Annotated in this window: 13 protein-coding genes and 1 pseudogene; 8 read left to right on the top strand and 6 right to left on the bottom strand. The window is 64.4% G+C overall.

Annotation, left to right across the window (positions count from 1 at the left end; translation table 11 throughout):
• The coding region (locus tag E4487_RS24840) for a hypothetical protein (protein ID WP_369812106.1) at positions 1-78 on the top strand (78 nt) is incomplete at its 5' end.
• Positions 79-427: 349 nt separating this feature from the next.
• Here the strand turns inward: E4487_RS24840 and E4487_RS24415 are convergent.
• From E4487_RS24415 to E4487_RS07985, 4 genes and pseudogenes are all read right to left on the bottom strand, one after another.
• Positions 428-706, bottom strand: a pseudogene (locus tag E4487_RS24415) (hypothetical protein); the annotation flags it as partial.
• Positions 707-903: 197 nt separating this feature from the next.
• Positions 904-1458 (bottom strand): YbhB/YbcL family Raf kinase inhibitor-like protein, encoded by a 555-nt coding sequence (locus tag E4487_RS07995; protein WP_175253088.1) that lies wholly within the window; start codon positions 1456-1458, stop codon positions 904-906.
• A gap of 60 nt (positions 1459-1518) precedes the next feature.
• Entirely contained in the window at positions 1519-2430 is a 912-nt protein-coding gene (locus E4487_RS24835) for an AraC family transcriptional regulator (protein ID WP_150608443.1), read from the bottom strand.
• A gap of 132 nt (positions 2431-2562) precedes the next feature.
• Positions 2563-3459 carry a LysR family transcriptional regulator gene (locus E4487_RS07985; protein ID WP_175253087.1) on the bottom strand — a complete coding sequence of 299 codons (897 nt, stop codon included), beginning with the start codon at positions 3457-3459 and terminating at the stop codon, positions 2563-2565.
• Between the two features lie 96 nt (positions 3460-3555).
• On the opposite strand from E4487_RS07985, the gene E4487_RS07980 reads away from it, so the two are divergent.
• The 5 genes from E4487_RS07980 to E4487_RS07960 are packed head-to-tail and all read left to right on the top strand — an operon-like array spanning position 3556 to position 7193.
• Complete coding sequence (locus E4487_RS07980; protein WP_175253086.1) at positions 3556-4227, top strand: SDR family oxidoreductase; 672 nt, start codon at positions 3556-3558, stop codon at positions 4225-4227.
• 18 nt (positions 4228-4245) lie between these two features.
• Entirely contained in the window at positions 4246-5364 is a 1119-nt protein-coding gene (locus E4487_RS07975; protein WP_175253085.1) for an alkene reductase, read from the top strand.
• Positions 5361-5855: a VOC family protein gene (locus E4487_RS07970; protein WP_208651164.1), complete on the top strand. Its 495-nt coding sequence runs from the start codon at positions 5361-5363 to the stop codon at positions 5853-5855. Before E4487_RS07975 ends, E4487_RS07970 begins: the two co-directional genes overlap by 4 nt.
• Before the next feature lie 36 nt (positions 5856-5891).
• A complete protein-coding gene (locus E4487_RS07965) occupies positions 5892-6698 on the top strand; it encodes a glycine betaine ABC transporter substrate-binding protein (protein ID WP_175253084.1) in 807 nt (268 codons plus the stop codon).
• Between the two features lie 24 nt (positions 6699-6722).
• Positions 6723-7193 carry an Atu1372/SO_1960 family protein gene (locus E4487_RS07960; RefSeq protein WP_134677697.1) on the top strand — a complete coding sequence of 157 codons (471 nt, stop codon included), beginning with the start codon at positions 6723-6725 and terminating at the stop codon, positions 7191-7193.
• A 219-nt stretch (positions 7194-7412) separates the two neighbouring features.
• Here the strand turns inward: E4487_RS07960 and E4487_RS07955 are convergent, their stop codons facing one another.
• Positions 7413-7796: a hypothetical protein gene (locus E4487_RS07955; protein WP_175253083.1), complete on the bottom strand. Its 384-nt coding sequence runs from the start codon at positions 7794-7796 to the stop codon at positions 7413-7415.
• Between the two features lie 129 nt (positions 7797-7925).
• Positions 7926-9131, bottom strand: a complete 1206-nt coding sequence (gene cml / locus E4487_RS07950) for a CmlA/FloR family chloramphenicol efflux MFS transporter (protein ID WP_175253082.1) — start codon at positions 9129-9131, stop codon at positions 7926-7928.
• A gap of 283 nt (positions 9132-9414) precedes the next feature.
• Here cml and E4487_RS07945 point away from each other — a divergent pair, with 283 nt between their 5' ends.
• A complete protein-coding gene (locus E4487_RS07945) occupies positions 9415-9783 on the top strand; it encodes a hypothetical protein (protein WP_175253081.1) in 369 nt (122 codons plus the stop codon).
• Between the two features lie 125 nt (positions 9784-9908).
• Positions 9909-12107, top strand: a complete 2199-nt coding sequence (locus tag E4487_RS07940) for an OsmC domain/YcaO domain-containing protein (protein WP_175253080.1) — start codon at positions 9909-9911, stop codon at positions 12105-12107.
• Position 12108: the final 1 nt, after the last annotated feature.

Here is a 12108-nt window from a genome sequence, read left to right as displayed (position 1 = left end):
AAGATGATGCTCGATCACTACCAGCAGACCAAGAACCTGCTGGTCAGCTACGACATCAATCCGCTGGGGTTCTTCTGAACCAGCAACGGCTCTCCCAGACTAGCCACTCGGCCCTGGCTCGTTGCGCGAAGAGACCAAATTCCGCCCAGGGCACACTGCTCTGGGCGGAGCAGGCTCAGAGCTTGCCCTCCGAACCGCTGTAGCGGGTGCCCTGAACATTGCCATCCGCATCTGAGAGACAGGACCAGTGAGCGTCTGCCCCCGGAACCCTGACCATCACCCCGATACCCGCTTCGGCACTCATGACATCAATGACAGACAACGAGCTCTGGGCCACCCCCGTGGTTTTCGCAACAGCCGCCAGACACGCCTGCTCGGCCTTGCTTGGCTCCTTGCTGGGGACCACGCGAGACGATGCCGAGGCATCCTGACAGACACCATGAACACCGTGTTTCGCTGTATAGGAAACACTCATGCTCTGATCCGGGTTCTGCATGAGCGAGATGGTGACGCCGTCATGTGAGGCCTCGTAATAGCTGTCGCTGAATTTCTTCAGCTTGGCTTCCTTGCCATTCACATAGACGGGGCCACCTTGATCGGCATGCACCTCGATCGAACCGGGGCAGCTGTAGTTCAACAGAGGGATTCCGGCTTGCGCCATGCCGGAAGCAAGCAGTGCGATACTCGCGACAAGATGAATGTTCATGGGATTGGCGTCGTCCTCGGCAGGGATTGGAGCAATTGAAATCCAGCCTCGCCAAACGTCGGAAATCATTCTCGAGCCAGGCTGGATCCACCCTCAGGAATCTAGCATGGAATCGATCCAGCCCGACGCCAGCCGGCAAATGGCAAGCTGCGGCAGCGGCCGGACCGTTCTGCGCAACCCCGCATACAGCCCTTCGCTCAACGTCCGTAAGTGGCCGTCACGCTCGCACTGGCCAGCTTGTTGAAATGCACGAGGAAGCCGATCAGCGCCGGCGAGGCGTTCGCCAATGGCGGCTCCAGCTTTTCCACCTTCAACGCATGCACGGTGAACACATAGCGGTGCGGTTTGTCCCCCTGCGGCGGGCAGGCGCCGCCAAAACCGGCCGAGCCGTAGTCGCTGACGCCCTCTACCGCTCCCTCCGGCAGCGCTTGGCCAGCCTTCCGGCCAACGCCCTCAGGCAGCGACGAGGTGCTTGCCGGCAGGTCATAGAGGACCCAATGCCACCAGCCCGACCCTGTGGGTGCATCCGGGTCGTAAGCGGTAACCACGAAGCTTTTCGTCCCGGCTGGCGCGCCACTCCATGACAACGCCGGCGAAAGATTGTCACCACTACAGCCGAAGCCGCTGTATACGTGCCGTTCGGACAGGGTTCCCCCATCCGCGAACGACGAACTGGTCAGCGTGAAGTCTGCAGCCCTGACCAATGCAGGCAGGCAGACGAAAGCAAGAGCGACAGCGATCACAGGGCGCATCGGAGAGATTCCTTGACAGTATTCGACGGCGGCAATGATCCCGCCGCGTAACCTGCCCCGCTACGCCAAACGCTCCAGATGCGCGCCATTCTGCGCCAGGCGCTGGCGCATCACCGAGGGCGCGAACCCCCAGCGTGCCTGGAAGGCCGCGCTGAAGCGGCTGTGTGACTCCCAACCACAATGCAGGGCGATGTCGTTGATGGAGCGCTGGGTACTCTGCAGCAGGACCAGAGCGGTTTCCAGGCGCACCTCGCGGACCAGCCCGGCGAGGGTGAATCCCGACCCTGCGAGGCGTCGGCGCAGCGTCGAGGCGCTGGTATGGAAAACCTCGGCGAGACGTTCGATTCTCCAGTCCTCTTCAGGCCGCAGAGCGATGAGGCGGCGGATACGCTCCGCCCAGGAAATCTGCTCGACGGGCTTGAGACGCACGCCACGCTCACCCAGGACAAGCAACAGTTCGATCACCCGGTGACGCTGCAGCAAAGGAGAAACCGTCGCCGCCTCCAGGGCCAGCGCAGTGCGCTCGATGACCTCGCTCAGTTCACCGTCAAGGTCCATGGTCCTGGCTGCGGACAGCTCGTCCCGCACCGGCGGCAGGATGGCCGCAACCGCCCTGACAGGTTCGTCGGAAAAGGCCAAGGCCAGCGCCTCGTAACACGACTCGTCAGCAGGATCATTGAGCACGTCCCACTGGGTTCCCCGTGCCAGCACCACCACTTCATTCTTCGATACGCTGAGGGTCCCGGTTGGTGCGATGAGCGCCTTGCGACCACGGCGCACCAGCACCAGGAGGTCCTCACGGATCGACAGGGTTCTCACACGATGCCTGGCGCTGCTGGCAATGCGAATGACCTGAGCCGGCGCGGAGGCGATATCAGTAACGGGAGTGGACACGAGGGACAGTTCCTTTTCGGTTGGTTTCGCCACCATTGGCTGTCGCAGCCGCGCTGTGCCTCGGAAGGCAGTGGTCACGTGCACATCACGCAGGGCGGGCGTGTGGACCCGGGCTTCGTCTGAAGGGCTATTCGCGCTGCCAATCTACTGGGTGTGCCGTCGGAAAGCCAAGCCAGGGCACTTGTCTACTCTGGCAACGGCACGCTCTGGCTAGGTTCTGTCATCGGCGGCAAGCTCCGTGGTGATCGCCTCGATCAGCGCGCGTACGCGGCGCGGCTGGCTGCGCGTCCCCGGGTAGACGATCTGCAGGGCCGTACGTGCCGCACTATATGGCGCCAGGACTTCGATCAGCCGTCCGCCATCAAGGTCGGCCTGCACGTCCCATACCGATTTCAGGCACAGACCATGGCCCTGCAGCGCCCAGCGCCTGACCAGTTCGCCATGGTTGGCCATGCGCCGGCTGCGGACGGCGACCGAGTAGGGCTTGCCGTCGACGAGAAACGACCACTGGTGATCACTGTTGATGCCGAAACGCATGACGATGCAGTCATGCCCGTGCAGTTCATCGGGGTGCAACGGCACACCCATGCGCTCGAGGTAGCCGGGCGCGGCGCATACGACGCGCCGGTTCTCGCCGATGGGTTTGACCTTCAGGCTGCTGTCGGCCAGCGTGCCGTAGCGCACGGCAAAATCGAGGCCCTGGCTGACCAGGTCGACGAAGCCGTCGGTGAGGTTGAGCTCGACGCTGACCTCGCGGTGCTGGTCGAGAAAGCGGTCGACAATCGGCACGATGCGCGCCTGTCCCAGATCGACCGGAGCACTCAAGCGCACCGGCCCACTCAGGCTCTGCGCACCAAGACGCACCCGGCTGTCCAGTTCCTCCGCTTCGGCCAGCAGGCGGCGGGCACCCTCGGCCAGCGTCCGGCCTTCGTCCGTCAGGCTGATCGAGCGCGTGGTGCGGGTAAGCAACGCCACGCCATAGTGCGATTCCAGTGCGGCCAGCCGCTCGGACACCGAGGCGGGCGAGAGCCCCAGCTCACGCCCGGCGGCAGAAAGCCCGCCCTTCTCGATGATCAGCAGGAACAGCTCCAGGTGGTTGAGCACCATTCGAAATATCCGAAATATCTTTTCGATTATTGCTGGATTTTAAGCTTGCAGCGCAAAGCATAAGGTACCCCCATCGTTCATCGAAGGGGAAGCACCGTGAACTTCACCGAGCAAAGCACCAGCGTCATCGTCGGCGGCCATACGGGTATCGGTCGGGCACTTGCGGATGCACTCCGCGAGCGCCCGGGTCGGGTGCTGGTGGCCAGCCGCCGCAGCGGCCTGGATGTCACCGACCCGAGCGCCGTGGAGCGCTACTTCGAGGCCATCGGCACTATCGACCACCTGATCTTCACCGCCGGCTCACAAGCGCCGGGCGGGCAACTGCTCGACATGGACCTGAGCACGGCGAGGGCCGCCTTCGACACCAAGTTCTGGGGCAGCCTGGCCGTGGCCAAGGCAGGCGCCCGGTACCTGCGCGCCGGTGGCAGCCTGACGCTGACGAGCGGCTTCCTGGCACGCCGCGCCGTGCCCGGCACCTTCGTCAAGACGGCAATGAACGCAGCGCTCGAAGCCGTCGCCAAGGTACTGGCACGTGAGCTGGCGCCTTTGCGGGTGAACGTCGTCAGCCCTGGCCTGACCGACAGCGAAGCCTATGCCGGCATGGCAGAGGACGCACGCCTGGCCATGCTGCAACGCGCGGCCAACAACCTGCCGGTCGGCCGCGTCGGCAGGCCGCAAGACCTGGCCCAGGGCTACCTGCTGGCCATCGACAACCCCTTCATGACAGGTGCGGTCATCGATATCGATGGCGGCGCACTCATCAACTGATCCCACGGAGAAACTTCCATGTCCGACTCTCGCAAACTCTTCGACCCGGTCCGCGTTGGCAACCTGGAACTGGCCAACCGCCTGGTGATGGCACCGATGACGCGTGCACGCAGCACGCAGCCCGGTGACGTACCCAACGCCCTCAATGCCAGCTACTACGCGCAGCGTGCCAGCGCCGGGCTGATCGTCTCGGAGGCCACGCAGATCTCGCCACAGGGCAAGGGCTACTCGTTCACCCCCGGCATCCACAGTGCCGAGCAGGTGGAAGGCTGGCGCCTGGTGACCCGTGCCGTGCACCAGGCCGGGGGGCGCATCTACCTGCAGCTCTGGCACGTCGGGCGCATGTCGCACCCGGACTTCCATGACGGGCAGCTTCCGGTCGCACCCTCGTCCGTCGCCTTCGACGGCGCGATCTGGAAAGTCGACCCGCTCACCGGCGAGGGCGGCATGCACCCCTGCCCCATCCCGCGAGCACTCGAGCGCGAGGAAATACAGGCAATCGTCGAGGATTACCGCGTCGCCGCCAGGCACGCGATTGCCGCCGGCTTCGACGGTGTCGAGGTACACGCGGCCAATGGCTACCTGATCGACCAGTTCCTGCGTACCACCTCCAACCTGCGCAGCGACGAATACGGCGGCTCGCGGGAAAATCGCCTGCGCTTTCTGCGTCAGGTGATCGACGCAGTGGCCGACGAAGTCGGCGCCGAGCGCACCGCCATTCGCCTGGCTCCGTTCCTCACCGCGCGTGGCATGGCCTGCCCGGACATCCTGCCGACCATCCTCGATGCGGCCAGCTACCTGGACGCCAGGCAGATCGCCTACCTGCATCTGGTCGAGGCCGACTGGGACGACGCCCCCGAATTCACCGAGGCGTTTCGCCAGGACATCCGCCAGCGTTTCCGCGGCCCGATCATCGTCGCCGGCAAATACGATCAGGCACGCGCCGAGTGGGTGCTGGGCAAGGGCTATGCCGATCTGGTGGCCTTCGGCCGCCCGTTCATCGCCAACCCCGACCTGCCCCGCCGCTATGCCGAGAACCTGCCGCTGGCTGACTTCGAGCCGAGCAGCCTGTTCGGTGGCGATGCGCGCGGCTACAGCGACTATCCCGCGTCGCCGGTCAAGGAGCAGGCGCTGTGAGCCCGCAGGCCCACGACCAGGGCGTCGGCCTGCCGGCGGGCAACCTGCTGGGGCTCGATCACTTCACCCTGCGTACCAGCCGCCTGGAGCAGACGGTCGAGTTCTTCACCCGGGTGATCGGCTTGAGCGACGGTCCGCGACCGGCGTTTCGCTTCCCCGGACGCTGGCTGTACGTCGGCGCCCATCCGGTGCTGCATCTCGTCGCCGTGACCGCCGACGACCGCCAGCTGCATGCCTACCTGGGCGAGCAGGAGGGTGCCGACGGCAGTGGCTGCGTCGACCACATCTCGCTGCGCGGCACGCACCTGGCCGAGACGCAGCAGCACCTGCTCAGCCTCGGCCAGACGTTTCGCGAACGCATCGTGCCGCAGATCGGCGAGCACCAGCTGTTTCTCGAGGACCCCAACGGCGTGACCATCGAGCTGATCTTTCCCTACCGCCCGGAGAACGCCGTGCTGGGCGAAGCCATGCCGCGACCGGACATCGGCTGATGTGATGAGCCGCCGTGGCGGCAAGGAGCACCTTGAATGATCCACCTGGGCATCACCGACCTGACCTTCCACCACGCCACCGGCGCCGTGGTCGCTGCGCTGCTCGAACACCTGGGGTACTCGGTGCGCTGCAGCCATGCGCCGCACGAGGAAAACTTCGAACGCCTGCGCCAGGGCCGGATCGACATGCTGGCCTCGGCCTGGCTGCCGTCCAGCCACGGCCTGTACCTTGAGCAGGTGCAGCAGAGCGTGGCCACCCGCGAGCTGGGCCTGCACTACCAGCCCTATGCCCTGTGGGGCGTGCCGGACTACGTGCCGCAGAGCGAGGTCGCCGAGATCGCGGACCTGCTGCGCCCGGCCGTGCGCGCACGAATGACGCCGGTGATCCAGGGCATCGGCCCTGGCGCCGGGATCACCCGTTTCTCACAACAGATAATGCAGGCCTATGGCCTGACCGACGCGGGCTACCGCTTCTTCACCGGCACGCAGGCGCAATGCATCGAGGCCATCGAGAGCGCCATCGCCGAACGCCGCTGGGCGGTGGTGCCGCTGTGGCAACCACAGTTTCTGCATGCGCAGCATCGCCTGCGCGAACTGCATGAGCCGCTGGGCCTGCTCGGCGGCATCGACCGCGCGGTGCTGCTGGCCCGAGAGGACCGTCTGCAGCACTTCAGCCCGCAGCACCTGCAGGTGCTGGACAACATCCGCCTGAGCAATGCCCAGGTCGCGGAGCTCGACCTCGCCATCAACCGTGGTGGCCTGCAGCCGCAAGCCGCCGCGCAGGCCTGGCTGGCCGCCAACCCACGCACATTCGGCCAATGGCTGGAGCCGATCGACGGCTGAGCCGTCCCATCAGAGGAACGCCCCATGCACGACACCCCCGAAACACGCCTGGCCACACTCGGCCTGCAACTGCCCGAGCCCGCGCCGGCGCTCGGCAACTACCTGCCCTGGTGCATCGCCGGCGATACCTTCATGACCTCGGGGCAGTTTCCCTGGTTCGCCGGCGGCGTCAGGTATCGCGGCCAGCTGGGCCGCGACCTGGACCTCGAACAGGGTTACGCGGCCTGCTCGCTGGCGGCGCTCAACGCCATCGCGCAGCTCAAGCAGGCACTCGGCGAACTGTCGCGGGTGCGCCAGATCGTGCGCCTCGAAGGGGTGCTGAACGTAGCCGAGGGAGAGACCGAACACCCCAAGGCGCTGGATGGCGCCTCCGATCTGATCACCCGCGTATTTGACCGCCAGGGACAGCACACCCGGATGATCTGGACCAATCCGGTGATGCCGATGGACAGCGTGTGCATGGTCTATCTGTTCGCCAGGGTCGAGCCGCACTGACCCGTTCCACCTCTGACGCCGCCTCAGCATCTGACCGAGGCGCCTGCCAGGCCTGCTCCCCCGCTCGGAGCAGGCAACGCTCCCCCCTATCGACTGGCGCCAAGAGCCCGGGCAACCCGCGCGGCCAGCCACAGCGAAGTCCGGCTGATCCAGCGCAGTCGCCTGCTCATGAGGGAAAGGCTCAGACGCCAGGACGCTGGCCGCACCTGCGACAGCGCGCTAGTCGAGATTCCACGGGCCTATCGTCACCCCGATGCCGTCATCACCGCAGTCGAGCGGGAATTGCTCACCGCGCCGCAGGAAGTTCTGCTGCTCTCGCCGGCAGCGCTCGGCATCTCGTTTCACCATCTGTTCAAGACCGCTATTACCCGTCATCAGCTGATGGCGCGCATCAGGCTCCTTGACGGTAATCCAGGGTTGGGGGTCCCTGATGTTGAACTTCTCCGCAGGCGGATCAGCCTGCACTGACTTTTCGCCCTCGACAGCAGGCAGCTCCTCAGGCTTCACACTGTAACGGCTGAAGATCGAGTCATCGGGCAAATCAGTGGCCAGCGCATTACCCGCCAGCAGCAACAGGACACTTCCCCAGGAACGACAATTCATCACACACCTCACAACAACTTCTATCCATTCATCACTCAGCTTCGAGTGAGCGTAATCAGGCACCGCCCTCACCCCCTCCAGGTTGATTCATGCAACGCCGGCAATGCACGAATCAACCTCAGGGCCGAATCAGCTCCGCCCGCTGCTGCGCCCAGGGCGCCGGTGCAGAGACAGACCGAGTGTTATCGCCGCCATGAGCATGCAATACACCGCTATCGGCCACGCGCTAGCAGCTGGCGTCAGCAAGATGATCAGCGTGCCAGTCCCGCCCAGCAGCACACCGCCCAGGCAGAAGTAAACCGCTGTGGCAGTGCCGGCGATATGATCGAGCCCACGCAATGCACCATTGGGGCCGACAGAAACCGCCGCAGAGATTCCCACGCCTATGAGCCACATCGGGCCAATGAAGCCCATGACCGACTCCTGGATCAGTGATTCTCCAGCAACCAGCAGCAGGGCACCAGCGATGAGACAGCCCATCCCCGCGCGAAGAATGACGATTTCCCCGACACGCCGCACCAGCCGCCCGATCACCTGAGCCGCGATCATCATCACGATTGCGACCGTGCCGAATACCAGGCTGAACTCGAACGCAGACAGCTGCTGTCGCTCCATCATCACCCAGGGGGCGACCGAGAAGAAGACGAAGAAACTGCCCATCCCGGCACTGTAGCCGAGGGTATAAAGCCAGAACCCGAAGGACTTCAGAGGCACGAACAACTGCCGCCAACTCAGGCTGCCCGTTCTGGCTCGCCGGGTCTCGGGCCAGAGCAGCCAGGCTGAAACGACCGCCCCGAGCATGGCGACAGCGAGCACCAGGAAGATCGCCCGCCACCCCAGCCATGCCGCGACCGACGTCCCCAGCAATGGTCCCAGCGCGGGCACCATCGCCAGCATGGAGCCCAGCAAGCCATAGATGACGCTGCCCTCGGGACGCTTGGCATAGACGTCGCGCACGGTGGCAAATACCGCGACCAGACAAGCCGATGCCCCGGCCGCCTGGAGCGTACGCAGCGCCAGGAATGCCGCAGGCGACGAGGCCAGGGCGAGCCCGACCGAGGCCAGGAGGTAGGTCATGCCACCGAGCAACAGCACGGGACGTCTGCCGAAATGGTCGGACAGCGGCCCGACTATCAACTGGCCCGCCCCCAGCACGACCAGGTAGACCGTCAGGGTCAACTGAATGGTACTGGCGCTGGCATTCAGCGCCTGGGCCATCGAGGGGATAACGGGCAGATACATGTCCATCCCCAGCGACGCGATCAGGTCGAAGGGGGACAACAGAAGCAGCGTGACGGCGAGCGAGTATCGCCAGGTAAGATCTTTTGAGTGCACGAAGCCATCTCCTTGAGCGAGAGGTTTGGCTGCGGTCTCATCATGTAAAGAAGCCAGAAGAGCGCCGCAACAACCGGAAAGAAAGGTTGCTGCGGCTTACTTGACGGCTTGCTTGGCGGTACTCATTGACGTTCATTCCCGATGCGATGGGCTAGCGTATCACCGCCCCATCGAGCGGTGAAGCAAGCGCCAACGCCTGAGCCAGGCCCAACAACGCCGTCTTGCTTGCACCGCAAGTGGCCAAGCCCGTCTTGCCGGTGATCGACGCAATATTCACGCCCCCGTGCAGTCACGACAGCTCGACGAGCATGCCTTCTTCGTGCTGTCGGTGCTGTGCATTCGCGACGGCCTGAGTCTGGATGAGCTCAACGCCTTCGTCTCCTACACCGGCAAGCCTGTGCAGACCACGACGCTGCTGTTTCTCGAGCGCCAGGGGCTCATCGCGAGCGAACGCAAGGGCGACGAGACGCTGTACGTGCTGACGGCCAAGGGTCGGGAGTGCTCGCTGGAGGAAATAGCCCTGGCCAAGGCGGTCGAGGAGGAGGTCTCCTCGCGCCTGGGCAGCAGCGACGTCGAGGCGCTGAAGGTACTGCTCAAGCGCCTGATCACCAGCACCGACTGTGGCGTGCCCGATCTCTGGGGGCCTCGCTGAGGCCAGGGGGCTTCACGGCCCATCGCGCATGCACCGCGCATCGAACCATCCGCTCGCCGATACAGACTTCCCCCGGAAAACCCGGATAATGGCGGCCATTTCGTTTCGCTCGCTGGTGCTGCCCCATGGAAATCAAGGTCAACTTTCTCGACAACCTTCGCCTCGAAGCCAAGTTCGATGACTTCACGGTGATCGCCGATCAGCCGATCCGCTACAAGGGCGACGGCTCGGCGCCGGGACCGTTCGACTACTTCCTCGCCTCCTCGGCGTTGTGCGCGGCCTATTTCGTCAAGCTGTACTGCCAGATGCGGGACATCCCCACCGAGCACATCCGCCTGTCGCAGAACAACATCGTCGACCCGGAGAACCGCTACGCGCAGATCTTCAAGATCCAGGTCGAGCTGCCGGCCGACATTTCCGAGAAGGACCGCCAGGGCATCCTGCGCTCCATCGACCGCTGCACGGTGAAGAAGGTGGTGCAGCAGGGCCCCGAGTTCATCATCGAGGAAGTCGACAACCTCGACGCGGACGCCCAGGCGCTGCTGATGCCGCTGTCCGACAGCACGACCTACATTCCGGGCAAGGACCTGCCGCTGGAACAGACCATCGCCAACATGTCGGGCATCCTCGCCGACCTGGGGATGAAGATCGAGATTGCCTCCTGGCGCAACATCGTGCCCAACGTCTGGTCGCTGCATATCCGTGATGCGCAGTCGAACCTGTGCTTCACCAACGGCAAGGGTGCGAGCAAGGAAAGCGCCCTGGCGTCGGCACTGGGCGAGTTCATCGAACGGCTCAACTGCAACTTCTTCTACAACGACCAGTTCTGGGGCGAGGACATCGCCAATGCCGCGTTCGTCCACTACCCCGACGAGCGCTGGTTCAAGCCGGGGCCGAAGGATGCACTGCCGGCCGAGATCCTCGACGAGCACTGCCTGGCCATCTACAACCCGGATGGCGAGCTGCGCGGCTCGCACCTGTTCGACACCAACTCGGGCAACAGCGCACGCGGCATCTGCTCGCTGCCCTTCGTGCGCCAGAGCGACGGCGAGACGGTGTACTTCCCGTCCAACCTGATCGAGAACCTGTACCTGTCCAACGGCATGAGCGCCGGCAACACCCTGGCCGAAGCGCAGGTGCAGTGCCTGTCGGAAATCTTCGAGCGCGCGGTCAAGCGCGAGATCCTGGAGAACGAACTGGCCCTGCCGGACGTGCCGCAGGACGTGCTGGCCAAGTACCCGGGCATCGTCGCCGGCATCCAGGGTCTGGAAGAACAAGGCTTCCCGGTGCTGGTCAAGGACGCCTCCCTGGGCGGCGAATTTCCGGTGATGTGCGTGACCCTGATGAACCCGCGCACCGGTGGCGTGTTCGCCTCCTTCGGCGCCCACCCGAGCCTGGAGGTGGCGCTGGAGCGCAGCCTCACCGAGCTGCTGCAGGGACGCAGCTTCGAGGGGCTGAACGACCTGCCGCAGCCGACCTTCGACAGCCTGGCACTGACCGAACCGAACAACTTCGTCGAGCACTTCATCGACTCCAGCGGCGTGGTGTCCTGGCGCTTCTTCAGCGCCAGGAGCGACTTCGAGTTCGTCGAGTGGGACTTCTCCGGCGAAGGCTCGGAGTCCAACGAACAGGAAGCCGCCACCCTGTTCGGCATCCTCGAAGACCTGGGCAAGGAGGTCTACATGGCCACCTACGACGACCTCGGCGCCAACGCCTGTCGCATCCTGGTACCGGGCTATTCGGAAATCTACCCGGTGGAAGACCTGGTCTGGGACAACACCAACAAGGCGCTGCTGTTCCGCAAGGACATCCTCAACCTGCATGCCCTGAGCGACCGTGAACTCAAGTCGCTGCTGCGCAACCTCAACAACAGCGAGGTCGACGACTACACCGACATCAGCACGCTGATCGGCATCGAGTTCGACGACAACACGGTCTGGGGCCAGCTGACCATTCTCGAACTGAAGCTGCTGATCAACCTGGCGCTGAACAAGTACGACGATGCCAAGGAACTGGTGGAGATGTTCCTGCAATACAACGACAACACCGTCGAACGTGGGCTGTTCTACCAGGCCGTCAATGCCGTACTGGAGATCCAGCTGGACGACGAACTGGAACTGGCCGACTACGAGCACAACCTGCGCCGCATGTTCGGCAGCGAACGCATGGATGCGGTGATCGGCTCGGTGCAGGGCAGCGTGCGTTTCCATGGCCTGACCCCGACCAGCATGCAGCTCGAAGGGTTGGACAAGCACCTGCGTCTGATCGACAGCTACAAGAAGCTGCACGCCGCTCGCGCCAGGGCGGCCGGGCTGGCCGGCTGAG

Origin of the sequence: Pseudomonas sp. BMW13 (assembly GCF_013357275.1) — a bacterium.
Taxonomy (GTDB): domain Bacteria; phylum Pseudomonadota; class Gammaproteobacteria; order Pseudomonadales; family Pseudomonadaceae; genus Aquipseudomonas; species Aquipseudomonas khazarica.
This window is presented reverse-complemented; position numbering and strand designations above follow the sequence as displayed.

Coding starts and splice junctions, on each gene's coding strand:
- E4487_RS07955 (WP_175253083.1), bottom strand. CDS start 7,796: ATGAATTGTCGTTCCTGGGGAAGTGTCCTGTTGCTGCTGGCGGGTAAT.
- E4487_RS07995 (WP_175253088.1), bottom strand. CDS start 1,458: ATGCGCCCTGTGATCGCTGTCGCTCTTGCTTTCGTCTGCCTGCCTGCA.
- E4487_RS07985 (WP_175253087.1), bottom strand. CDS start 3,459: ATGGTGCTCAACCACCTGGAGCTGTTCCTGCTGATCATCGAGAAGGGC.
- E4487_RS07960 (WP_134677697.1), top strand. CDS start 6,723: ATGCACGACACCCCCGAAACACGCCTGGCCACACTCGGCCTGCAACTG.
- E4487_RS07940 (WP_175253080.1), top strand. CDS start 9,909: ATGGAAATCAAGGTCAACTTTCTCGACAACCTTCGCCTCGAAGCCAAG.
- E4487_RS07975 (WP_175253085.1), top strand. CDS start 4,246: ATGTCCGACTCTCGCAAACTCTTCGACCCGGTCCGCGTTGGCAACCTG.
- E4487_RS07965 (WP_175253084.1), top strand. CDS start 5,892: ATGATCCACCTGGGCATCACCGACCTGACCTTCCACCACGCCACCGGC.